Here is a 23,903-nt window from a genome sequence, read left to right as displayed (position 1 = left end):
CGATAACATAATTTATATGAGCGCATTAAGTACCCGGATACAAAACCTGTCCGAATCTGCAACAATTAAAATGGCCAAACTGGGCCGTGAACTTGCCGCTAAAGGTGTCGACGTGATCAGCCTTAGCTTTGGCGAACCTGATTTTCATACTCCTGAACACATCAAGGAAGCCGCCAAGCAGGCCATGGACAAGAACTTCACCTACTACACACCTGTAGCAGGCTACCCTGAACTTCGTAAAGCCGTAGTTGCCAAGCTGAAGAACGAGAACAATCTTGATTATGATTTCAGCGAGATCGTAGTTTCTACAGGTGCCAAGCAGGCTATCGCCAACGCGGTGTTATGTTTGGTAAATCCCGGCGAAGAAGTGATCATCCCTACCCCTTACTGGGTTTCGTACAGCGAAGTGGTTAAACTGGCCGAAGGTAAAAGTGTTTTCATCAACACTACTGTTGATACTAACTTTAAAATCACCCCCGAGCAATTAGAAGCTGCTATTACCCCCAATACCAAACTGTTCATGTTTTCATCGCCTTGTAACCCTACCGGTAGTGTTTACACTAAAGATGAACTGGAAGGTTTAGCTAAAGTATTTGAAAAACATCCACATGTTTACATCCTGAGTGATGAGATTTACGAACACATCAACTTTGTTGACAAACACGAGTCCATCGCTCAGTTTGACTATATTAAAGATCGCGTGGTGATCATCAACGGCTGGTCAAAAGCCTTTGCCATGACTGGCTGGCGCATTGGCTACACAGCCAGCACTAAAGAATTGGCCGCTGCCTTTGATAAAATGCAGGGCCAGGTAACTTCCGGTACCTGTTCAATCACTCAGCGTGCCGGCGTGGCCGCTTACGAAGGTGGTTTGGAAAGCGTGCTTGAAATGCGCGCCGCATTCAAAAAGCGCCGCGACATTGTTTATAAATTACTGAGCGAAATAGAAGGCATTAAGGTAAACCTGCCAGATGGGGCATTCTACTTTTTCCCTAACGTTACCTCTTTCTTCGGTAAAAGCTACAATGGCCGCGTGATCAACGACTCGGATGATTTAAGCCTTTACCTGCTTGAAGAAGGCCACGTAGCCACCGTGGGCGGCGATTCATTCGGTGACCCGTCTTCTATCCGTTTATCATATGCCGCGGCCGAAGATAAGCTGATAGAAGCGATGAGAAGGTTAAAAGAAGCGTTGGGTAAATTAGCATAAGATAATTTTGTCTGAACTGGGATTTTTAGGATTAAGGGATTCTCCGGATACTTATCCGGCCCCCCGTCAAATCCTATAAATCCGGTAAATCTCCCCAAATCCCGGTTCAGAAATAAAAAAATCCGCTTGCCAAATAACAAGCGGATTTTTTATTGTAATTATTTTCTTTAAATCAGGACGATCCTGAAATCCTAAAAATCATGGTTCAGCTTACAAGCCAAATCCATAAGCTAAGCGCAAACCAACTAAGCCGTAGTTATTGCTTTGGCCTGAGAAGTTTTCATAACGCACACCTATATCCCATGATTTGGTAGCGTAACCTAAGCCGGGAGACAGAATAAGTTTGGTGCTTTTGTTCCCACCTTCAATTGGCGTGTGAACTTCAAAGCCGGCACCAACCTCACCTGCGAAATAAAAGCCATCACCAACGAAAGCTTTTATACCTGCTTTTGCCGGAATAACACCAAGCGATCTGCCGCCGAGATCTTTAAAATCACTTTTAGCGAAGAAGTTATAATAACCAGATGTAAGTGTAAGCGCTAAATCATTGCTAATACCATACTGCAAACGCGCGGTACCACCCAGTTCGAAATTCGAAAAATCGTGAGCATTACCAGTGGGAATACCTGCTTCTAAACCAATTCCAAAACGTAACGCATTGGCAGGTGTAGTTTGAGCTTTAACATTTGTTCCGATAAAGATAGCCACCGCAGTAAATGCCGAAGCTATCATTTTAGTCATTGTTTTCATAGTTGTGTTTTTTAGTCAAATTCTACAATGTTCATTTTTTAATTTTCCATTGTATTAACTCCTCCTTAACAAATACTTTGCCATTATTGACATCATTTACCATCGAAGATATTATTTAAACTATTAAAACAACCGCGTTTAATCCAATCACGCACAGCTTAATAATTGAAAGTCAATATTATTTAAAGCGATACGGTCAATACAAAATAATTACCGTTTAATATATTTTATGATGGACAGTTTTATTAAAAACTGCCCTGCATACGCATCAAAAGTGTCTACTAACACCTAATTTCGAGCCCATAAATGGTTAAATAGCGAAGGATGGCAGTATACCAAACCTGCCGGAAAATAAAAAAGAGAGGCTTGCGCCTCTCTTTTTACAAAACTTTAACAATTATTAGGCCTCCGGTCCGTGCTTTTTAGGATCATAATTTTTTTCAAGCTCGGCAAGTTTTTCTTTACCATAAGCCATTTTGGTGATCAGGTAAAATAAAACGGGCACTATGAAGATAGCTAAGGAAGTAGCGGTAAGCATCCCCCCAAAAACCGTCCAGCCAATGGTTTTACGGGCTTCGGCACCGGCACCGGATGAGATCATCAATGGCACCACACCTAATATAAAGGCCATGGACGTCATGATAATAGGTCTTAAACGAAGGCGTACCGCTTCAAGCGTCGCTTTTTCCAGTTCCATACCCGAGTCTACACGTTCCTTGGCAAACTCCACAATCAGGATGGCGTTTTTGGCCGCCAGGCCTATCAGCGTTATCAAACCAATTTGGGCATATACGTTATTGGTCAGATCGGGCCAGAAAGTAAGGAACAGGATAGCCCCAAATGCGCCCAACGGTACCGACAATAATACGGAGAAAGGCACCGACCAGCTCTCATACAATGCCGCCAGGAACAGGAACACGAACCCGATTGACAACGCGAAGATGTAAACCGTTTTAGAGCCCGACAATAATTCCTCACGGCTCAGGCCCGAAAACTCGTAGCCATAACCTTGCGGCAACACCTGCGCGGCTGTTTCCCGCAGGGCGGTAATAGCGTCACCACTGCTATAGCCCGGTTTGGTACTGCCATTGATCTCGGCCGAACGGAACAGGTTATAATGCGATATCAGCGGCGAGTTTTCTATTACTTTGTATGAGGTTAACGTACTCAGTGGTACCATAGCGCCGGAGGAGTTGCGAACAAAATACTGCCCTATGTTTTGCACATTGGTACGGTAGCTGGTATCGGCCTGGGCCACCACCCTGAAGTTACGCCCATAGATGGTAAAATCGTTGATATAAGTACTGCCTAAATATGTTTGCAGCGCGTTGTTGATATCAGAGATAGCCACACCGAGCTTTTTGGCTTTCTCCCTGTCGACAGTTAACTGATAGGCCGGTGTACTTGCCGTGAAGAAGGAGAACGCCCTTGCAATTTCCTTACGCTGATTAATGGCCCCCAAAAACGAACGAAGTGTTTTTTCAAATACTTTGATGTCCCCGCCGGCTTGTTTTTCTTCTAAAATGAAGGAGAAACCGCCCGTACTACCCAAACCAGGGATTGCAGGTGGTTGAATTACCACCACATTGGCTTCCTTATATTTAGCTAATTTTTGATTTAAACGACCAACCAACGCAGTTATCTGCTGCGATTTTTCTTTACGCTCATCCCAGGGTTTAAGCTGCACAAATATGGTTGCACTGTTTGATTTACTTGCAAAGCTGATGGCATTTAAACCTCCCAAGGCTGCGTAATGGGCTATTTCAGGCACGCTGTCAAGCGTTTTCATCATATTATGCAATACATCTACTGTACGGCCTGTTGCTGAAGCTTCAGGCAAATCAAAAGTGATATACACACGGCCATCGTCTTCCAGCGGGATAAACCCTGATGGTTTGCTTCTGAACAACAATATCGCGCCAATAATAATACACACCAGTACAATGATCACGTATCTTGAATTCTTAATGCTCTTATCAACTGTATTACGATATTTGCCGGTTACACGGGTAAACCATGTATTAAACTTAAAAAAGAACCTATCCAATCCGCCCGATTTCTCATCGATCTTGTGTGGTTTTAATAACAAGGTACACAATGCCGGAGTTAACGACAGCGCCACAAAAGCCGAGATCAATACCGATATAGCAATGGTAATGGCAAACTGTTGATACAACCGCCCTACTATACCCGGTACAAAGCCTACCGGTACAAACACTGCCGCAAGGATCAGGGCAATGGCAATTACCGGCGCCGAGATATCGGCCATAGCGTGTTTGGTAGCTTCTTTAGGTGTCATTCCTTCTTCGTCCATATAATGCTGAACTGCCTCCACCACTACAATAGCATCATCCACCACAATACCAATGGCCAGTACAAAACCAAACAGTGTTAAGGTGTTGATCGTAAAATTAAGCGGGATAAAAAAGATAAACGTACCGATAATAGACACCGGGATAGCTAATACAGGGATGAGTGTTGTACGCCAGCTTTGTAAAAACAGGAACACTACAATAATTACCAGTACAAGTGCGATAACAAGCGTTTCAATAACCTCGCTTACCGACACTTTTACCACGGTTACGGCTTCAAAAGGTACTACATAATCAATATCTTTTGGGAAGCTCTTTTTAAGCTCTTCCATAGTGGCATAAACATTGTCGGCTGTTTCGAGCGAGTTACTGTTAGGAGCCTGGTAAACCAGCAGGTACGACGCCCTTTTACCGTCAACAAATGAATTACCGGAATAGTTGAATTTACCAAGTTCAATCCTGGCAACATCTTTAAGGTGTACTACTCCGCCATTGTTAGGCTGGGTTTTAACAACAACGTTTCCAAACTCTTCGGGTTTACTTAAACGGCCTTTTACAATTACGGAGTACTCAAAGGTTTGTCCTTTTAATTGCGGTGTTGCACCTACCGTACCTGCAGCCACCTGCGCGTTTTGTTCCTGCAGGGCCGTAGTTACATCGGCAGCGCTCATACCTAAAGCAGCAAGCTTATCGGGATTCAGCCAGAGACGCATACTAAAATCGTCGGCACGGGTAACAACATCGCCCACACCCTTGGTACGTAAAACGGCGTCTTTTATAAATACGTTGGTATAGTTATCGGTGAAAGTAACATCGTGACTGCCATTAGGGCTGTACATTGCCACGAGCATTAATATACTGGGGTTACGTTTACGCACCACCATACCCAAACGCTGTACTTCCTGCGGTAAGGTTGGCAGGGCAATGCCCACACGGTTTTGCACATCGAGCGCGGCGATATTGATGTCGGTCCCTACATCAAAGTTAACGGTCATGCTCATTTGCCCGTTGCTGCTGCTGTTACTTTGCAGGTAAGTCATGCCGGGTACACCGTTCACTTGCACCTCAACCGGCGTAGCCACTGTTTGCTCAACGGTTAACGCATCAGCCCCAACGTAGTTGCCGCTAACTGATACAGTTGGAGGTGTAATATCAGGGTACTGGCCTATAGGCAGGCTGCTTATTGACAGGATACCCACTATCAATATCACTAATGATATTACAATAGCGGTAACCGGTCGTTTTATAAAAGTATCTGCGATCATTCTTTCTTTATATTAAGTTTTCCAGGGTAGATGTGCCCCTTGTTTGGCTTAAAATTCCTTCTGTTGATATCAAAATTATTTTTTAGGTGCTGCACCTGCGGGCGCTGCTGATCCGGTAGTTACCCTGCCCCCATCGCGCAAACGCTGAAATCCGTCGGTGATTACTTTATCGCCTTGTTTTATGCCACTCATTATCACCACATCCTCATTGATGCGCGGTCCTAATTTTACTTTCACCTGCCTGGCAATCGTATCCCGCCTGTCTTTAACCGATTTATCGGCGGCGGTATCTTTTACAACGGTATCTCTTGTGGCAAATACAAAAAACTCGCCCATTTGCTCGGTCACCGCTTTAAACGGAATCTGCACGCGCTCGCCCGATTGGCTGTTCAGCACCTGCAAAACACAGCTCATGCCATCCTTCAGCACATCATCCTCGTTCGGAAACTGGATCCTCACCCTGATGCTGCCGGTTTGGTTGCTAACGCCCCTGTCAATCGCCAGTACTTTACCTGTCTTGTTGTATTTACTTCCATCGGGCAGCACCAGTTTAAAAGTACTGTCGGTACTTGATTTTTGAAGGCCATAAAAGCGGTTGATGTCCTGCTCGTTGATCACCACATCAACACCTATAGGGTGCTCGGCCGATATGGTGTTCATCAATGTGGTACCTGCTGCAACCTGTGTTCCAAGCCTCACCTGCGAGATCCCTATACGCCCTGTAAAAGGCGCGGTGATGGTAGCATATGATAAATCGGTTCGGGCCGACTCGAGCGCAGCTTTGGCAACAGCAACCTGGCTTTTATTAGTTTCGTAGGTAGCCTGTGCCTGATCCACTGTCTGGCGGGCAATGGCATCGCTCTTAAGCAGCATGTTATACCTGTCAATGTCTTTTTGCGCTTTAACCAAATTGGCCTCGGCGCTTAGCACATTAGCTTTGGCCTGGTCAAAAGCTGCCTGGTATTTGCGTTTATCTATTTCATACAATACTTTGCCCTTTTGCACAACATCGCCCTCTTTAAAAAATATACCGGTTACAAAACCCGGCACCTGGCTGCGCAGTTCGACAGTGTTTACCGAAACCACAATACCCTGGTATTTATCATAGTATACCGCTTCGGCTGTTTTAGCATCGGCAAGGTATACTGGGGTTGGAGGCATGGCCGCCGGCCCGCCCTTTTGAGGTTTACCGCATGATGCCCATGTTAAAAGTGCTGCAGGGGCTAACCAATATATATATGTATGTTTCATGTAGAATAGGTTGTTCGTGTGTGTTGCTGTAGTTTTTTGTTTTTTATGACGATATCTTATGGTTGCTGAACAGGCAGGATCCCAAGGGCCCTTTGCAGGTCAATTTTACTGCTGAGCAAATTGAACAGGGCATTATAATAGCTCAGTTCGGCAGTACGCAGATCTGCCTGCGATACAATTACGTCGAGGTAGGTTTTTACCCCCTCGCGGTATTGCAGGCTTACCACCTTATATACATCTTTTGCAAGTGTTACATTTTCGCGAATGAGCTGGTAGCTGGTATAATTGCTTTTATATGCCGCCAGTGCCTGGGTGTATTCCGTATAAATACTATTTTTTGTATTCATCAGGTCCAGGTCGGTACGTTCAACCTGCAGCCTGGCTTTAGCAAGGTTTTGCAGGCGCTTCGTGCCCTGGAAAATAGGTACAGCCAGCGTTAAGCCAACATAACCTGTAGGGAAAGACTTATTATACAAATCACCTAAATCATGACTGAAGTATGCATGCTGGTAACTCCCTACCGCCGATAATGAAGGCAAAAACCCAAAGCGGTAGTAATTTACGTTGAGATTATTGAGCGCCTTTGTTGTTTCAAGCAAACGGTATTCGATCCGGTTATTTACATTGAGCGATTGTAAAGTATCAATACTGGCCTCCTGCTCATACCGGCTCGAATCATAAGAAAGGCTTAACGGTGTGGCCGCGCCTACGCCCATGATCTGCTTTAATAAAGCAGTTTTACTTTTGATGGCTTCTTCGGTTTGTTTACGGGTAGCTAATGAATTATTTAGAGCGATGGTTGCCTGCTTATAATCCGTAGGATCGGATACACCGGCGGTATACCTGCTTTTGGCATCCTTCAGGCTTCGTTGTAACCTGATGATGTCCTCATTAGTAATGTCCAGTTGTTTGCCGGATAACAAAACATCAAAAAAAGCTTTGCTGACATCGCTTACCACATCAATCTGGCTGCTTAAGGTGTTCTGTTTATAGTACTCGCGCGAATATCTTTTAGCCCTTGAAGCAAGAAATACATCGTTGTTATATAATACCTGTGAGGCTGTAACCCCCAGGGTTGAAAGGTTGCGGATACTGCCCGCGTTGCTGGGGATGTTGGCACCAGACGCACCGGCCTGCGGGCTGCCCTTATAATAATAATTATAGAGGCCCGAGCCGTTCACCTGTGGCAGCCAGGCCGACAGGCCAATTTTAATATCACGTTCATTGATCTGTTCATCAATGGAAGCCTGCCTTACTGTTGGCTGGTTATGTAAAGCAAAATCGATAGCCTGTTTCAGCGAAACCGGGCCACTAATGCTATCGACGGCAGTTTGGGCATAACTATTGCTATGTAAATTCAATGTTAAATTAAGTACAAGAAGCGCCAAAAAGTACTTGTGTTTTTTCATACGGTAGCTATAGATAACAATGTATATCAAGCAAAAATCATAAGGAAAAATTTTATAATAGTGCTGGATTGTTACGGGGAATGCGAATATGTAATTAATATTACTAATTTAAAATCAGGAACAAGAATTTTACGTAAAAAATTACAAAAACACGGGATAGTGTCAGCTTTTTGGGCTTTTTACAAAAAAATGAAAATAATAGGCTCGATATAAATAAAAAAATTAATTAATTTGCCCTGTAAGAATTTGTGTGCTTCTTAAGTAGTATAGATACGTTAATAGGCATTATTTTAAAAAAATTTACACACACCGTATAAGTTATATGCTTATTCATGGTATTTTTACACAAAATTTAAGCAGAGTTAATATACATGGTTAAAAAACTACATGGGAAAATCGCTCAGTTTCAAGTAGCAAATATGCTGCGTGAACGGGGGTTATATCCTTATTTCAGGCCTATTGAGTCTGCACAAGACACTGAGGTAATTATTGACAACAAGCGGGTATTAATGTTTGGTTCTAACTCATACTTAGGCCTTACCAATCATCCAAAAATCAAAGAAGCTTCAAAAAAAGCTATTGACAAATATGGCACAGGCTGTGCCGGTTCACGTTTTTTGAATGGTACACTTGATATCCACATTGAGCTTGAAAACAGGCTTGCTAACTATGTAGGCAAAGAAGCTACTGTTTTATTCAGCACAGGTTACCAGGTTAACCTTGGTGTACTTTCGTGCGTTACCGGCCGGAATGACTATATCATACTTGATGAATATGACCATGCCTGCATCATTGACGGCAGCCGCCTGTCGTTTTCAAAAGTGATCAAGTACGCCCATAACGATATGGCCGATCTGGAGCGCAAATTAAGCATACTTCCTGAAGATGCCGTGAAGATTATTGCCGTTGACGGTATTTTCAGCATGGAAGGCGATATTGTTAAATTGCCTAAAATCGTTGAGCTTGCCGATACCTATGGTGCCAATATCATGGTTGATGATGCCCACAGCCTTGGTGTAATTGGTGATAAGGGTGCAGGTACCGCCTCGCACTTTAACCTTACCAATGAAGTTGACCTGATCATGGGTACCTTCAGTAAATCATTAGCATCGTTAGGTGGTTTCATCGCCAGCGACCAGGATACCATTGATTATATCAAACACCGCGCACGTTCATTGATGTTTAGCGCAAGTATGCCTCCCGGCTCTGTAGCCAGCGTAATTGCAGCATTAGATATCATTGAATCGGAACCGGAGCGTATCGAAAAATTATGGGATAACACCAATTATGCCATGAAACTTTTGCTGGAAGAAGGCTTTGACCTTGGCCCTACCGAAAGCCCTATTTTGCCGATCTACGTTCGTGATAACGAAAAAACTTTCGCGGTTACCAAACACCTGCAAGCTTCAGGTGTATTTGTTAACCCGGTTGTATCCCCTGCCGTTCCTTCCGATTCATCACTGCTTCGTTTCTCATTGATGGCTACCCATACCTTTGAGCAAATTGACGAAGCCGTTGAAAAACTGTCAAAAGCCTTTAAAGAAGTTGGTGTAACCGCTTCTGTTAAAGAAAAAATATAATGAAGAAACCTGAGGTGCATTTAGCTGCTTTTTAATTAAGGTAAGCTAAATGCACTTTTTATTTTAAAGCATACCAATTTGCTTTATTCAATCATTTACCACACATGATTACAATAGTAACGGTTAAATCAAAAAAAGAACTGGCTTCGTTTATTGATTTCCCGCATGACCTGTACAAGGACGATCCTTACTATGTTCCGGAGTTGTTTATTGCCCAAAGGGACCTCTTAACCAAACATCCCTTCCATAAACACAATACCGTACAACCATTTTTAGCTTATGATGGCGATAAAATTGTTGGCCGGATAGCCGCGATCCTTAATAACGGGCATAACGAATACAGCCATGTTAACGACGGCTTTTTTGGCTTTTTTGATTGTATTAACGACACGGCGGTATCTAACCTGCTTTTTGAAACCGTTACCAAATGGCTTAAAGAAAAAGGCGTTACCGGTAAATTGTTAGGCCCTACCAACTTTTCAACAAATGAGCCTTGCGGCCTGCTGATAGAAGGTTTTGACAGTTCACCTTTCCTGATGAACACCTATAACTTTGCGTATTATGCCGACCTGGTTGAGCATTTTGGCTTTAAAAAAGATGTTGACCTGATTGGATGGCATTGGGAAGGACAAGCCTATGATGATAAATCGGTAAGGTTATTAAACGCGCTTGAAGATCGGTTAAAACGCAACGATATCATTATCCGCAAGATCAACCTTAAAAATTTCAAGGAAGAGGCTGCAAAACTTCGCGACGTTTATAACTCGGCCTGGGACAAAAACACCGGTTTTGTGCCACTAACCAATGAAGAATATGATTACCTGGCCAAAGATCTTAAATTGATCCTTGATCCTGATTTTGCTATTGTTGCCGAGCAACGTGGCAAGATAGTAGCCTTTGGCCTGGCCCTGCCCGATTATAACGATATCTTCAAAAAAATAAAACGAGGTCGCTTGTTGCCCACCGGCATTTTCAAATTATTGTTCGGCAAAAAAAGCATCACCGGCATCCGTATTTATGCCCTCGGCGTTATTGAAGAATACCGCAAAATGGGCATTGAAGCCTGCTTATACGGCACCATTATAAGGGAATATAAGGCCAAGGGTTATAAACATGCCGAAGCCGGCTGGACACTGGAGAACAATGATATGATGAACCGTGCCATTGAAGCCATAAAAGGCGATCCTTATAAAAAATACAGGTTATATCAAAAAGCGATATGAGGGAACGGGTTTTAATAACCGGTGCAAGCGGATTTGTTGGATATCATTTAATTGAAGAAGCCCTGCAAAACAACCTGGAGGTTTTTATAGCTGTGCGTAAAAGCAGCAAAATTGACCATCTTAAGGATTTAGACATTCAATATATTTATCCCGAATTTAACAATAAGGAAACATTAAAGAAGCAACTGGCAGAAATAAAGCCCGATTATATCATCCACGCGGCAGGTGTAACCAGTGCCCGCTCCGAAGCCGAATATAACCGGATCAATGCTACATATACCCATAACCTTGCTTCGGCTGCTTATGAAGCCTGCCCTGATGTAAAAAAGTTTGTCCTTATTGGCAGCCTGGCTTCCGTTGGGCCGCTTAATACACTCACCGGCACCATAACCGAAGCAACGCCTCCGCACCCTGTTACGGCATATGGCAGAAGCAAATTGCTTGCCGAAGAGAAATTAAAAACGGTAAGCGGCCTAAATTATACCATACTAAGGCCTACCGCAGTTTACGGACCGAGGGACACCGGTATATTTATATTTTTTAAACAGATAGTGAAGGGCATTGAGCCCTATATTGGCAATGCGCAGCAAAAGCTCAGCTTCATATATGTTAAAGACCTGGCCAAAGCAAGTATCAAGGCCTTATACGGTGGCAATAACAAGACATACAACCTGAGCGATGGTAATTTTTATAACCGTTATGAGTTAGGTACCATCACCAAAGAGGTATTAATGCTAAAAACGCTAAAGTTTCATCTGCCTGTAAATTTTGTTAAAATGATTGCAGCTGTATCCGAAAAAATAAGTTCTTTGAGCAACAAAGCTGCAGTGCTGAATATTGAAAAGCTTAATGAACTGACCGCCATTAACTGGAATTGCGATATTGAAGCAGCTAAATCCGACCTGGGTTTTTATCCTTTATACAATCTGCAAAACGGCATGGCCGAAACGCTAAAATGGTACAAAGCCAACAAATGGCTTTAGCCGATTAATTTGAAATAAATAATAGTAACATAAATGAAAATCAACATTACACCTGCTAAAGGCAAGCTTGGCATCCTGATCCCCGGGTTAGGCGCTGTAGCAACTACCTTAATTGCCGGCGTAGAGGCCGTAAAAAAAGGCATCTCGCAGCCAATTGGCTCCCTTACTCAAATGGGGCACATACGTTTAGGAAAAAGAACCGAAAACCGTAACCCGAAAATTAAAGAATTTGTTCCTTTAGCCGATTTAAACGACATCGTATTTGGCGGCTGGGATGTTTATGAGGATAACGTATTTGAAGCTGCCTCAAACGCACAGGTACTGGAAGCAGGACTTTTACATTCGGTTAAAGCCGAATTGGAAGCTATAAAGCCAATGAAAGCCGCGTTTGATAAAAACTACGCTAAAAACCTTGATGGCACCCACGTTAAAACCGGAACCAGGCTTGAGCTTGCCGAGCAGGTAATGGAGGATATCAAAAACTTTAAAGAGGCTAATGGTCTTGACAGGGTTGTTTTGGTATGGTGCGGTTCAACCGAGATCTATTATGAAGCATCTGCTGTACACCAGTCATTAGCTGCTTTTGAAGAAGGTTTGAAAAACGATGATAAGCTGATCGCTCCAAGTATGATCTATGCTTACGCGGCTTTAAAATTAGGTGTTCCTTTCGCTAACGGCGCCCCTAACTTAACAGTTGATATCCCTGCCTTGATCGAACTGGCTAAATTAACTAAAACCCCGATTGCAGGTAAAGATTTCAAAACAGGTCAAACTTTAATGAAAACTGTGTTGGCCCCGGGGTTAGCTGCACGTTCATTAGGTGTACACGGCTGGTTCTCGACCAATATTTTAGGTAACCGCGATGGCTGGGTCCTTGACGATCCGGATAACTTCAAAACTAAAGAAGTGTCAAAACTGGGTGTATTGGAAGATATCTTCAAACCGGAAGATAACCAGGAGCTTTACGGTAACATTTACCACAAGATCCGTATTAACTACTACCCTCCGCATGGCGATAACAAAGAGAGCTGGGATAACATCGATATTTTTGGCTGGTTAGGCTACAAAATGCAGATCAAGATCAACTTCCTTTGCCGCGACTCGATCCTTGCCGCCCCTATCGCGCTGGATTTGGCTATCTTCTGCGATCTGGCTAAACGTGCCGGCATGAGCGGGATCCAGGAGTGGTTATCATTCTACCTGAAATCGCCTCAAACTGCACCGGGTTTACATGCAGAAAATGACATCTTTAAACAACTGATCAAATTGGAGAATACCCTTCGTTACCTGATGGGCGAAGACCTGATCACCCACCTCGGTTTGGATTATTATGACGATATGTTCGCGACCGAATAATCGTTAACGTTACTAAATACCGTCAAAACAGCCGTAAGCAACTAAACCCTGCTTTACGGCTGTTTTGTTTTTGTGAGGTAAAAAAATTCGGGGGCGGGTAACATTATTTTATCAGCACAGTCTTATTAACGCTAAGTATAAATTGTTAAATATTGTTATTTGTATAGCCTCGCAGCCCTTTGGCTGGCAATAAAAAATCCTTGATTTCATCTGATTATCAACAAATTATTTAATCATCAATATTGTAAACCGGAAAGTAATGAGCATACTAATAACTGCTCAAAAGCCGTTGTTTGGATTATTATAACTAAGGTAGTGTGATAACATAAATAGTCGTAAACAATATTTGACTTTTTGACCACATTAGTCTGTTCTGATTTTTTTTACCTTTGGCCTGTTAATTGTAAACTCCGTAATAACCATCTGCCGGGAGTGTACAAAACGGGGTAAGACGGGGAGATTCAGAGGCGGAATAACAAAAAACATACAGGTGCAGGAGTAATAAACCTGCCAAAGAAATTTGAATAATTAATACACACCTCTTTATCCAATAATAACAGTATTGAGCCGAAAAAAGAAGTTTGTATTTGCACAATTGCACAAAGTACATGGATTGTAAAAAATTTTATAAAAGCTTATTTTTCTTAATACTGTTCTTTTCTGCTTCGGCATTATATGCGCAGCAAACGGTAATAACGGGTACCGTTACCGATGCAGGTAACAAACAAACCCTGCCTTCTGTTAGTATTTCTTTTACGGGCAGCACTACCGGTACCACTACAGATGTTAATGGCAAATATCGCCTGGCCACAAACAATCAGCAATACAAACAAATCAAAATTTCATTTTTAGGTTATAAAGACGCTTTTTTGGCTGTTGTTCCCGGTAAAGAGCAGGTTATAAATGTAAAAATGTTCCCGGCTTCGCAGCAGCTTAACGAAGTTGTGGTAAAATCGGGCAAAAAACCTAAATACCGTAATAAAGATAACCCCGCCGTTGAGCTGATCCGTAAGGTTATCGAAAATAAAGAAAAGAACCGTCCCGAAGCATACAACTATGTTGAATACAAGGAGTATGATAAAATGATGTTTGCGTTAAGCAATGTATCCGCCCAGTTTTCGGACAGGAAATTTTTCCGTAAGTATAAGTTCATTTTAGATAACCGCGATAGCTCATTGGTACCAGGCAAATCATTGTTGCCTATTTATCTTGATGAAAAGCTACAGCAGGTTTATTACCGTAAAAACCCCGAAAAAACGAGGGAAGATATAACCGGTCAGAAAAGTGTTAACTACGGTGCCGGCATTGATAATGAAGGCCTTACCCAATATTTCAAGCACTTATACAACAAGGTTGATATTTATACCAACAACGTATTTTTAATAACCAGCCAGTTTCTTAGCCCGATATCTGATAACTCGCCAAATTATTATAAATACTTTATTACCGATACTGTTGTTGACGCACATAACAACAAACTGGTTAAGCTTGACTTTACCCCCCGCAATACAAACGACGTACTTTTTGAGGGAAGTATCTACATTACGCTTGATGGTAACTACGCTGTACAAAAGTGCGACCTGACCATCAATAAACATATCAACATCAACTTTATCAGGTCGATGACTGTTAACCTGGAGTTTCAACAAAACCCCGATGGCCGCTATCACCTGAGCAAAAGCACTACCATTGCAGATTTTGGCGCATCCAAAAAAGATGCAAAGAGTGGTTTATTTGGTATCCGGGCCATAACCTACAGCAATTACGTGGTTAACAAACCCCGGCCGGATACAACTTACCAGGGATCGCAATATGCTGAATTAAGCGATGAAGTGAAACATCGACCAGAATCATTCTGGCAGGAAAACAGGCCTGATACCTTAACGCTTGCCGAATCAAAAGTTTATAAAAACATCGACAGCCTGCGTAACATGCCTTCGTTTAAACGTACGGTTGATATAGCAACCCTCCTGCTTGCAGGCTACAAAGGCTTTGGTAAATTTGAGTTAGGCCCTGCCAACACGTTTTACAGCTTTAACCCGGTTGAAGGTTTCCGGTTACGTGTAGGCGGTCGTACCACGCCCGAATTAAGCAAGCGTTATTATTTTGAAACTTACGCGGCTTATGGCTTTAAAGACGAGCGCTGGAAGTACTTTTTAAGTGCGACCTATTCCCTTAATAATAAATCCATATATCGTTTCCCTCAAAACTATATCAGGGCAAGTTTTCAGCGTGATACCAAAATCCCGGGCGCAAGCCTGCAGTTTGTGCAGGAGGATAACTTCCTGTTATCGTTTAAGCGTGGTGTGAACGATAAGTTCCTTTATAACGATTTTTACAGGTTTGATTATTTACACGAACTGGAAAGCCATCTTTCGTTTGCAGCAGGCTTCAAAAAATGGACCCAGGAACCGGCAGGGTCATTATATTTTGATAATACCATTAATGATCTGCCAAACTCGGTTCATCACTTAACCACTACCGAGCTTACCGGAAGCATCCGCTGGGCACCTCATGAGCAGTTTTACCAGGGCAAGATCTATCGCATCCCGATCCCTAACAAATACCCTGCTTTTGAACTTGACTACGCACAAGGCATTAAAGGGTTATTTGCCGGTGAATACAACTATCAAAAACTTGATTTCCGTGCCGATAAGCGCTTTTACTTTTCGCAGTTAGGTTACGCGGATATCAATGTTTCGGCGGGTAAAATCTTCGGTTCGATACCGTACCCTTTGTTAACCATACACAGGGCTAACCAAACCTATGCATATGACATCGACTCATACAACTTAATGAACTTTTTGGAGTTTGTGAGTGATAAATATGCCAGCTTCAGGATAGATCAGCACTTCAGCGGTTTTTTCTTTAATAAAATACCATTGTTAAAGAAACTGAAATGGCGCGAAACCGCATCGTTAAAAGTATTATACGGCGGCCTGTCTGATCAAAACAATCCTTCGATACATCCGTCATTATATCAACTACCCGTTGGCACCGATGGTGTACCAATTACTTATACATTGGGCAAAACGCCTTATGTTGAGGGTAGCGTTGGTATTGAAAATATATTTAAATTTATACGCATAGATTTTGTGAGGCGCTTTAACTACCTTGACCATCCAAATGTTGCCCAATGGGGCCTGCGCACAAGGGTTAAATTCGACTTCTAATCATTGCACCTAAATAAGCAGAGATAAAAATGGAACAGCAAACAACAACACTCAGGAGATCTTTCAGAACCAGCCTGCAATTAGGCATTTATAAGGTTATTGATCCGTTTGTGAAGATCCTTATAAAAATAGGCTTAACGCCCAACGCCGTGACTACTATAGGTTTTGTACTCAACGTAGGCGTTGCAGGCATATTTATTTTAGGTGCCGAAGAAGGTAACCGCGGCGACCTGAGCTACGTAGGCTGGGCCGGCGGCCTCATCCTTTTTGCAGGCTTATTTGATATGCTTGACGGCCAGGTAGCCCGCTTAGGCAACATGAAATCAACCTTTGGTGCTTTGTACGATTCTGTACTTGACCGCTACAGCGAATTGATCATGTTCCTGGGAATTTGCTATTACCTGGTGGCGCATCACTACTTCCTGAGCTCGATAGCTGCCTTTATAGCGCTGATAGGCTCAATGATGGTTAGCTATGTACGTGCCCGTGCCGAAGGTTTAGGTGTTGAAATTAAAGGTGGTTTAATGCAAAGGCCTGAGCGTGTAGTAACTATCGGCCTATGTGCGGCACTTTCGGGTATTATAGCCCAGTATATTGGCGGTAACTATAAATTATTTATTCCCGGCATCAAATTTCATGTATTTGAAACCATATCGATATTTACAATCCCACTGGTAATACTTGCTGTTTTAACCAATATCACCGCTTTTAACAGGTTAAGAGAGGCTAAAAAAGCATTAATTAAACTGGAAGAGGAAGAAGGTAAGTAAGTTTGTAGTTCTAAGTCAAAAGTCTTAAGTGAGGACGTTGAATTACTTCTCTTAAGGCTGCGAACTTTAGACTTAGAACTTTAGGCTTAAGACTTAGCAACAAATATCATATCTTCGCAACAATAAAATAAAGGCATTTACACTTAGCAATATCTTTGCTAAAATTGCCTTTTGTTGGTTTAAAGCCAGCCATTCTGAACAATTTTAACACCATAAACAGGCAGAGAGATCGTAAAACATTTTAAACCCTGATTATAACAATGAAAAAGAAATATTTATCCAACTCGCAGGAATCTGTGCGAATGTTTAAGAGCGACTTTTTAGAAGGCTTATCAAAGGTACATTATACCGTGCCCCTGTACATTTTTGTGCCTGTTATTGGATATTGCAGCTATAAATTCTTTGATTTAGGGTTAGATATCTTAACCTATCTCGGCCTGTTTATTTTCGGGCTCTTCATCTGGACCATCACCGAATACATCATGCACCGTTTTGTATTTCACTATCAGCCAAGCGAAAAGCTGGAATGGGCGCAACGCCTGCATTTTATCATGCATGGTGTACATCATGATTATCCGAGCGATGCCAAACGTTTGGTGTTGCCTCCTTCATTAAGTATTCCGCTGGCTACAGGCTTTTTCTTTTTGTTTAAATGGTTATTGCCTGTAAACTATATCTGGGGATTTTTTCCGGGCTTTATTTTAGGCTACCTGTTTTATGACATATCGCACTATGCCATGCACCATTTTAACTTTAAAAGCGGCCTGTTCAAAAAAATAAAACAACACCATATGCTGCACCACTACCAGGATCCTGAAAAGGGCTATGGTGTGAGTTCACCTTTCTGGGACAAAATTTTCCGTTCAGATTTCTTAAAAAAATAGCAATGACCAATGCCAATACAGGCGTAACAGTAAATATCCGGTCGATAATTATTGTTTCGCTGCTTTCCATTGCTTACCTGGCGTTTTCAACTTTCCTTATTGGTTATAAACCGGATGAGCTTACGCTGGTAGTTATTTTCAACGTATTATTCTATGCATCGGCAATAACCCGCAAGTTTATATTGGGCTTCACTATTTTCATAGTGTACTGGATTGTTTTTGATTACATGAAAGCCTTCCCCAATTATAACTACAACCCGGTACATATTGCCGAGCTTTATAATGCGGAGAAACACCTGTTCGGCATTCATTTTAATGGCAAACTGCTTACACCTAACGAATACTGGCTGGCCAATAGCAACACTTTTATTGATGTATTATCGGGCTTGTTTTATTTGTGCTGGATCCCTGTGCCGCTGGGCTTTGCCGCTTACCTGTTCTTCAAAAACAAAAAACAGTTCCTCAATTTTTCGTTAACGTTTGTTTTGGTGAATATCCTGGGCTTTATAGTTTACTACGCCTACCCTGCCGCACCACCCTGGTTCGTCCAATATCACGGATTTCATTTTATTCCATTAACTATGGGCAATACCGCCGGGCTGGCCAGGTTTGACGCCTATTTTCATGCCGGGGTTTTTAAAGGGATTTATACAAAGGGGTCAAACGTGTTTGCAGCCATGCCCTCGCTGCATTCGTCATACCCGGTTATAGTGCTTTACTACGGCTTAAAAAACAAACTGGGACTTGCTAATATCTTTTTTGCAGTGGTAACCGTTGGCATCTGGTTTACGGCTGTATATGCAAGCCACCATTATGTGCTTGACGTGTTAGCCGGTATCACTTGTGCGGCATTAGGTATTACCTTATACAATGTACTATTAAAGCAATTTGCAGGTTTACGATCAGCTCTGAATAAATACGAACGGGTGATCTCTTAAGCAATCGCATAGCACCAATCTTTTTTTGTATACAATCCTGTGCATTAAAGTTGATGCTGTGGAAAACGCGCAAACAATTGTTAACTAATATTTTCAAGGCTATCCTCCTGAAAAACAGCCCATACAATTCAAAAACAAACAAAAAGCCAAGCGACTTTCACAAACACCTATGACGGTGACTTAAACAGGCACGCTATTTGTCTAATTATAAGCAGATTATTGTATTTTCGAGTAATCTGTTATATGAAGAGACTTATTACCTTACTTTTTATTCTGACGGCCACGCTTAAATTATCCGCACACGCAAGTGAGCTTGATAGTCTTAAGCAAAAGTTACAGGTTACCAGCGACTCGTTAAAAGGCCCTATTTATACCCAAATAGCTGCCCATTATTTAGGATATGATACCGTATCAACCCGGCGAATGAAATACTATTTCCAAACCGAGGCGCTTAATTACACTATGCTCGCCCTGCATAGCTATTCCACTTATAACGATACTTTAGGCTTGCGTACAAGCTTTAACGCGCTTGCAAAGATTTACCGTTCGCAGCGTAAATTCAGCCAGGCCAAATGGTTCATTTTGCAATCGAACACCATATCAAGGCAAAGAAAGGATACCCTTAATATTATCAACTCGCTCATTGAGCTTGCAGCCATTAAAAGCGACATCAAAGACTATAAACTAAGTATGAAGGACCTGAACGATGCTTTAACATTATCGCTCAAAACCCACGATCCTAAAAAAGAGTCGATAGTGCAGGTAGGCTATGCCGAATTGTACCGGAAAATGAACGATTATGATAAAGCTGCCGTTGCCATTAAACGCCATGAGTTTTTAGACGATAGCCTCAATCAGGTTACAGTTGACAGCATTGCCAAGGTAGCTGCTGCCGATTCCATCAAGATTAAAAAGCAGGACTCGGCGATAGCCAAAAAAAAAGTATTTACCAAAAACTCCAGGCGCAGGCCAATGCTAAGGTACGCCAGGCACATAACGTCATTGTCGTTCTCATCGGCACCACTCTTGTTCTCGTCGTTGTAGCCATCATTATCATTTACAGGCGAAAGAAAACCGGTCGCTGGCGTTCAGCTATCAGAAGGCCGAAACAATAATTTAAACCACGGGCGTTTAAAAGTGTCAAAGCACTAAGATGAAAAAATTGATACTACTATTTGCTGTGTTGTTTTGGTTTGCGAATGCCTATAGCCAAAGCAGTAAACAATTCAGGACCGAGTTTTTAAACAGCATTAATGCTACGCGCCAGAAAGGCTGCAATTGCGGCAGCAAATATTTTCCGCCGGCCCCTCCCCTTACCTGGAATAATGATTTGGAAGATGCAGCCATAGGTCACGCTAAGGACATGGCCCGCAAAAGCTATTTTAGTCACGACAGTAAAGACGGCCGCAGTATGGAAGACCGCATAGTATACGCCGGTTATAAATTTAAAGGGTTCAAAAGTTTTGCCATAGGCGAAAACATCGCTCAGGGCCAGCTAAGCATTGCAGAAGTGATGGCCGGCTGGTTTAAAAGCGAGGGCCACTGCCGCAACCTCATGAATCCTGATTTTAAAGAAGTTGGCGTAGCCGAGTACAAAACATACTGGGTGCAGGATTTTGGCGGCAGGACATCATTTTCGGCTCAGCAACAAAAGTTGATTAAATCAGGGAGATACAGGTTAATACAGGAAAAGCCTGTGGAAGGGCACTGATTTTTGTCTGAACCGGGATTTCATAGGATTTTTCGGAAGTCAGGATTTTGTCTGTGAAATCCAACCAATCTACTCATTCTTGCCGTTGTTGGAGTTGTCTCCAACAACCTTACTTCCCTGCCTCCGCTTTCGGTTTCGGCTCCCTTGGGCCGCGTTTGTAGATAATGAGGCCATTCAGGAAATTACGCAGGATCTGATCGCCGCAGGGTTTAAAGTTAGGATGGTCATCAGCGCGGAATATGGCGCCTATTTCGGCTTTGGTAATCCTGAAGTTGGCAAGCTCTAAAACCTTGATGATATCATCATCGGTAAATTTCATTGCCACCCGCAACTTTTTCATGATATCGTTATTACTCATAATATTCTTCTTTTTAACAAAATTACCTCGAAATTTCCATCTTCACCTTTTTGCCTTTAATTTTTTCGGCCTTTACCTGCTTTACTACAGTTTCTATTTTATCGCGCTTGATGGCGGCGTACGATGAGTAGTCGAGCACTTCTATCAGGCCAAGGTCGTCCTTTGCCAGCCCGCCTTTTTTAAGCAGCAGGCCTACTATATCCACCTTGTTAACCTTATCTTTTTTGCCGGCGGCTATATACAAGGTAACCCATGGCGATGCCGGTGGAAATATAAGCTTTTCGGGCAGTTGTTCTATCTCAGGCAACTGCTTTAAATAAGGCAGCTTTTCATCAGGCGTTAACATCAGGTATGATGTGCCTTTAGCATTCATACGTGCTGTGCGGCCGTTACGGTGTAAAAAAGCCTCCTCGTTATGCGGTAGTTGGTAATGTACCACATATTCTATTTCAGGGATATCCAGCCCACGCGAAGCCAAATCCGTAGTGATCAGTAACCGGTGACTTCCGTTCCTGAATTTTAGCAAGGCACGCTCCCGGTCGTCCTGTTCCATACCGCCGTGAAAAACATCATGCTCCAACCCCTTGTACCAAAGTAACTCGCTGATCCTGTCAACCGCTTCACGGTGATTACAAAACACAAGGGTTGCTTTATTACCAATTTTACAGATCAGGGCAAACAAAGCGTCCAGTTTATCGGCAGCTTCGGATATCACCGCTTTCTGTTTAATATCCGGCGCCGAGGTAACATTACTTAAAAAGTTCACTTCGATAGGTTTAACAATTCCCGTAAAAACAGGAATCTCATCCATCTTAGTCGCCGAAGTCAATATCCGCTTTTTAACAAGGGGCAACTGCCTGATGATATAAGCCATATCCTCCTGGAAACCGAACTCAAGCGCTTTATCAAACTCATCGAGAATGAGCGTACGTACAGTATCGGTACTAAAATTTTCTTCACGCAGGTGAAAGGCAATCCTCCCCGGCGTACCAACCAAAACTGCAGGTGGGTGCGAAAGATTATTGCGTTCAATTTTTACGGCATGGCCGCCATAACAGCAATTGATCTTGAAACCTGTACCCATAGATTTCCAAACCTGTTCAATTTGTAAAGCAAGCTCACGCGAGGGCACCAGGATCATCACCTGTACCGTAGCAACACCGGCATCAAGCAGGTTAAGCAAAGGCAATAAAAAACCAAGCGTTTTCCCCGAACCTGTAGGAGATAAAAGGATTACATCACCTTTTTTAGCGGCACTAAGCGCGGCAAGCTGCATGGGGTTAAGGGCAGTTATGCCGAGGTTACTCAATGCCTGATCAATCATGGTTTGTTTTTGTTGAGGCGCAAAGATACGGTAAAAATCTCCGGGAGGACCGATTATGTGCGTCGGCTTAACTATTAACTTAACGGACTAAAAAGCGGTGATTGTGGGATTCCTCTCTCGGGAGGGTGGAGAGGTGTGTTTCTGCTTTGATAAGCTTACCGCAGAAACACGTCCCAGCCACCGCTCTTTCCTTAGCATCCCTCTCAAGAGGGGATTTTTTCACTTTAGTTTCCCTATTTCCTACCGGCTACCTCCGTTTTAAAATTATGTTTGATAAACCTTGCAACCTTTTTAGCTTCCCGATGAGTTAAATTTCCCATACAGGTATATTCCCATTCGTGCATATGATCGTCAAAAACAATATCTCCAAGATCTGTTTCCCCCTCACTTAAACTGAACACACCGGTTGTATAAACATGTGTACCAGGTATAAGCTGGTGTACCGCTTCAATGCTGATCCGGCGTATACCATCTTCGGTATCCAGATCGTAAATCACCGACTTTTCCATGTATCAATTACAATATTAAGCCTGTTTTGTTTAAATAATTACCTGAAGGCAGGCTTACCAGCCCATGATCTCCATAACCCGGGTAAATTCGGGTTGAGGTACAGCTTTGATCGTTATTTCTTCGCCGGTTATGGGGTGCTTAAAAGTTAACTGCGATGCATGCAGCAGCATGGTTGTCATTTCCCACTGCTCTAAAAAAAGCTTATTCTGTTTATTACAGCCGTGCGTGCGGTCGCCTATAATGGGGTGAAAAACATGGCTCAGGTGCTTGCGTAATTGGTGCATACGCCCGGTTGTGGGTACAGCCTCCACCAATGAATACCTTGAAGTTGGATGTTTACCAAAGGCGATATGAAGTTCTGTCCTTTTCAGGGTTGTGTAACTGGTAAACGCATCCTGCAAAGTGCCGTTCTCTTTGCGCAGCGGATAATCTATATCTTCCGCATCAGGTGTATGGCCCCTTACTATGGCCAGATATTTCTTACTCACCTGGTTTTCCATAAATGCTTTTTGCATAGCGATCTCTACTTCTTTATTAAAAGCAAAAAGCAGGATCCCCCCGGTTTTACGATCGATACGGTGAACAGGGTTAACTTTCATGCCAATTTGATCCCGAAGCAATTGCAGGGCAAACTCTGAAGCATCAGCTGCTATGGGCGATCGGTGAACCAGCAAGCCATGAGGCTTGTTGATAGCAATCAGGTGCTCATCGCGGTATATGATCTCTAACATTGGCATAATTACAAAGGCTGCGAATTTACGACAGCGTTTTGGATTTATTTCTGAAATTTTTTTCCCAAACGCAGAGACGCATGTGATGCGTCGCTACATAAATTCCCACAAAATCTTTTTAAACAGCTTTTAAAAGTCATTGATGTAAAAAAATAATTTTAAATA

General features: G+C 42.7%; 19 protein-coding genes. 11 read left to right on the top strand and 8 right to left on the bottom strand.

Going from position 1 to position 23,903, the window contains the following annotated elements; all coding sequences use genetic code 11:
- The first annotated feature begins 16 nt into the window (after positions 1–16).
- The gene (locus MusilaSJ_RS26260) at positions 17–1,210 is read left to right on the top strand and encodes a pyridoxal phosphate-dependent aminotransferase (RefSeq protein WP_274987718.1); all 1,194 of its coding nucleotides are present in this window, start codon (positions 17–19) and stop codon (positions 1,208–1,210) included.
- A 210-nt stretch (positions 1,211–1,420) separates the two neighbouring features.
- Here MusilaSJ_RS26260 and MusilaSJ_RS26255 read toward each other — a convergent pair whose 3' ends face one another.
- From MusilaSJ_RS26255 to MusilaSJ_RS26240, 4 genes are all read right to left on the bottom strand, one after another.
- Positions 1,421–1,960 (bottom strand): hypothetical protein, encoded by a 540-nt coding sequence (locus tag MusilaSJ_RS26255; protein ID WP_274987717.1) that lies wholly within the window; start codon positions 1,958–1,960, stop codon positions 1,421–1,423.
- 400 nt (positions 1,961–2,360) lie between these two features.
- A complete protein-coding gene (locus MusilaSJ_RS26250) occupies positions 2,361–5,537 on the bottom strand; it encodes an efflux RND transporter permease subunit (protein WP_274987716.1) in 3,177 nt (1,058 codons plus the stop codon).
- A gap of 75 nt (positions 5,538–5,612) precedes the next feature.
- Positions 5,613–6,788 (bottom strand): efflux RND transporter periplasmic adaptor subunit, encoded by a 1,176-nt coding sequence (locus MusilaSJ_RS26245; protein WP_274987715.1) that lies wholly within the window; start codon positions 6,786–6,788, stop codon positions 5,613–5,615.
- Positions 6,789–6,844: 56 nt separating this feature from the next.
- Positions 6,845–8,197: a TolC family protein gene (locus MusilaSJ_RS26240; protein WP_274987714.1), complete on the bottom strand. Its 1,353-nt coding sequence runs from the start codon at positions 8,195–8,197 to the stop codon at positions 6,845–6,847.
- A gap of 371 nt (positions 8,198–8,568) precedes the next feature.
- On the opposite strand from MusilaSJ_RS26240, the gene spt reads away from it, so the two are divergent.
- The 10 genes from spt (at position 8,569) to MusilaSJ_RS26190 (ending at position 20,815) form a co-directional block, all read left to right on the top strand.
- A complete protein-coding gene (spt, locus tag MusilaSJ_RS26235) occupies positions 8,569–9,777 on the top strand; it encodes a serine palmitoyltransferase (protein ID WP_090526354.1) in 1,209 nt (402 codons plus the stop codon).
- A 104-nt stretch (positions 9,778–9,881) separates the two neighbouring features.
- Complete coding sequence (locus MusilaSJ_RS26230; protein WP_274987713.1) at positions 9,882–11,000, top strand: GNAT family N-acetyltransferase; 1,119 nt, start codon at positions 9,882–9,884, stop codon at positions 10,998–11,000.
- Positions 10,997–11,983, top strand: coding sequence for an NAD-dependent epimerase/dehydratase family protein (locus tag MusilaSJ_RS26225; protein ID WP_274987712.1), 987 nt, complete (start codon positions 10,997–10,999; stop codon positions 11,981–11,983). Before MusilaSJ_RS26230 ends, MusilaSJ_RS26225 begins: the two co-directional genes overlap by 4 nt.
- A 33-nt stretch (positions 11,984–12,016) precedes the next feature.
- A complete protein-coding gene (locus MusilaSJ_RS26220) occupies positions 12,017–13,339 on the top strand; it encodes an inositol-3-phosphate synthase (RefSeq protein WP_090526349.1) in 1,323 nt (440 codons plus the stop codon).
- Between the two features lie 608 nt (positions 13,340–13,947).
- Positions 13,948–16,512 carry a DUF5686 family protein gene (locus MusilaSJ_RS26215; protein ID WP_274987711.1) on the top strand — a complete coding sequence of 855 codons (2,565 nt, stop codon included), beginning with the start codon at positions 13,948–13,950 and terminating at the stop codon, positions 16,510–16,512.
- A 29-nt stretch (positions 16,513–16,541) separates the two neighbouring features.
- Positions 16,542–17,282 carry a CDP-alcohol phosphatidyltransferase family protein gene (locus MusilaSJ_RS26210; protein ID WP_274987710.1) on the top strand — a complete coding sequence of 247 codons (741 nt, stop codon included), beginning with the start codon at positions 16,542–16,544 and terminating at the stop codon, positions 17,280–17,282.
- 260 nt (positions 17,283–17,542) lie between these two features.
- Positions 17,543–18,166, top strand: a complete 624-nt coding sequence (locus MusilaSJ_RS26205) for a sterol desaturase family protein (RefSeq protein ID WP_274987709.1) — start codon at positions 17,543–17,545, stop codon at positions 18,164–18,166.
- A gap of 2 nt (positions 18,167–18,168) precedes the next feature.
- The gene (locus MusilaSJ_RS26200) at positions 18,169–19,104 is read left to right on the top strand and encodes a phosphatase PAP2 family protein (protein WP_091162121.1); all 936 of its coding nucleotides are present in this window, start codon (positions 18,169–18,171) and stop codon (positions 19,102–19,104) included.
- A 243-nt stretch (positions 19,105–19,347) separates the two neighbouring features.
- Complete coding sequence (locus MusilaSJ_RS26195) at positions 19,348–20,148, top strand: hypothetical protein (RefSeq protein WP_274987708.1); 801 nt, start codon at positions 19,348–19,350, stop codon at positions 20,146–20,148.
- A 109-nt stretch (positions 20,149–20,257) separates the two neighbouring features.
- On the top strand, positions 20,258–20,815 hold the full coding sequence (locus tag MusilaSJ_RS26190) for a CAP domain-containing protein (protein ID WP_274987707.1): 558 nt from the start codon (positions 20,258–20,260) through the stop codon (positions 20,813–20,815).
- A gap of 109 nt (positions 20,816–20,924) precedes the next feature.
- Here the strand turns inward: MusilaSJ_RS26190 and MusilaSJ_RS26185 are convergent, their stop codons facing one another.
- From MusilaSJ_RS26185 to MusilaSJ_RS26170, 4 genes are all read right to left on the bottom strand, one after another.
- Complete coding sequence (locus MusilaSJ_RS26185) at positions 20,925–21,173, bottom strand: DUF1456 family protein (RefSeq protein WP_274987706.1); 249 nt, start codon at positions 21,171–21,173, stop codon at positions 20,925–20,927.
- 22 nt (positions 21,174–21,195) lie between these two features.
- Positions 21,196–22,497: a DEAD/DEAH box helicase gene (locus MusilaSJ_RS26180; RefSeq protein WP_274987705.1), complete on the bottom strand. Its 1,302-nt coding sequence runs from the start codon at positions 22,495–22,497 to the stop codon at positions 21,196–21,198.
- 233 nt (positions 22,498–22,730) lie between these two features.
- A complete protein-coding gene (locus tag MusilaSJ_RS26175) occupies positions 22,731–23,006 on the bottom strand; it encodes a hypothetical protein (protein WP_274987704.1) in 276 nt (91 codons plus the stop codon).
- Positions 23,007–23,060: 54 nt separating this feature from the next.
- A complete protein-coding gene (locus MusilaSJ_RS26170) occupies positions 23,061–23,738 on the bottom strand; it encodes a pseudouridine synthase (protein WP_274987703.1) in 678 nt (225 codons plus the stop codon).
- Positions 23,739–23,903 lie beyond the last annotated feature (165 nt).

This window comes from Mucilaginibacter sp. SJ, from assembly GCF_028993635.1.
GTDB lineage: Bacteria > Bacteroidota > Bacteroidia > Sphingobacteriales > Sphingobacteriaceae > Mucilaginibacter.
This window is presented reverse-complemented; position numbering and strand designations above follow the sequence as displayed.

Excerpts from the sequence above, each read along its gene's own strand:
- MusilaSJ_RS26260 (WP_274987718.1), top strand. The coding sequence starts at position 17 with ATGAGCGCATTAAGTACCCGGATACAAAACCTGTCCGAATCTGCAACA.
- MusilaSJ_RS26255 (WP_274987717.1), bottom strand. The coding sequence starts at position 1,960 with ATGAAAACAATGACTAAAATGATAGCTTCGGCATTTACTGCGGTGGCT.
- MusilaSJ_RS26250 (WP_274987716.1), bottom strand. The coding sequence starts at position 5,537 with ATGATCGCAGATACTTTTATAAAACGACCGGTTACCGCTATTGTAATA.
- MusilaSJ_RS26245 (WP_274987715.1), bottom strand. The coding sequence starts at position 6,788 with ATGAAACATACATATATATATTGGTTAGCCCCTGCAGCACTTTTAACA.
- MusilaSJ_RS26240 (WP_274987714.1), bottom strand. The coding sequence starts at position 8,197 with ATGAAAAAACACAAGTACTTTTTGGCGCTTCTTGTACTTAATTTAACA.
- spt (WP_090526354.1), top strand. The coding sequence starts at position 8,569 with ATGGTTAAAAAACTACATGGGAAAATCGCTCAGTTTCAAGTAGCAAAT.
- MusilaSJ_RS26230 (WP_274987713.1), top strand. The coding sequence starts at position 9,882 with ATGATTACAATAGTAACGGTTAAATCAAAAAAAGAACTGGCTTCGTTT.
- MusilaSJ_RS26225 (WP_274987712.1), top strand. The coding sequence starts at position 10,997 with ATGAGGGAACGGGTTTTAATAACCGGTGCAAGCGGATTTGTTGGATAT.
- MusilaSJ_RS26220 (WP_090526349.1), top strand. The coding sequence starts at position 12,017 with ATGAAAATCAACATTACACCTGCTAAAGGCAAGCTTGGCATCCTGATC.
- MusilaSJ_RS26215 (WP_274987711.1), top strand. The coding sequence starts at position 13,948 with ATGGATTGTAAAAAATTTTATAAAAGCTTATTTTTCTTAATACTGTTC.
- MusilaSJ_RS26210 (WP_274987710.1), top strand. The coding sequence starts at position 16,542 with ATGGAACAGCAAACAACAACACTCAGGAGATCTTTCAGAACCAGCCTG.
- MusilaSJ_RS26205 (WP_274987709.1), top strand. The coding sequence starts at position 17,543 with ATGAAAAAGAAATATTTATCCAACTCGCAGGAATCTGTGCGAATGTTT.
- MusilaSJ_RS26200 (WP_091162121.1), top strand. The coding sequence starts at position 18,169 with ATGACCAATGCCAATACAGGCGTAACAGTAAATATCCGGTCGATAATT.
- MusilaSJ_RS26195 (WP_274987708.1), top strand. The coding sequence starts at position 19,348 with ATGAAGAGACTTATTACCTTACTTTTTATTCTGACGGCCACGCTTAAA.
- MusilaSJ_RS26190 (WP_274987707.1), top strand. The coding sequence starts at position 20,258 with ATGAAAAAATTGATACTACTATTTGCTGTGTTGTTTTGGTTTGCGAAT.
- MusilaSJ_RS26185 (WP_274987706.1), bottom strand. The coding sequence starts at position 21,173 with ATGAGTAATAACGATATCATGAAAAAGTTGCGGGTGGCAATGAAATTT.
- MusilaSJ_RS26180 (WP_274987705.1), bottom strand. The coding sequence starts at position 22,497 with ATGATTGATCAGGCATTGAGTAACCTCGGCATAACTGCCCTTAACCCC.
- MusilaSJ_RS26175 (WP_274987704.1), bottom strand. The coding sequence starts at position 23,006 with ATGGAAAAGTCGGTGATTTACGATCTGGATACCGAAGATGGTATACGC.
- MusilaSJ_RS26170 (WP_274987703.1), bottom strand. The coding sequence starts at position 23,738 with ATGTTAGAGATCATATACCGCGATGAGCACCTGATTGCTATCAACAAG.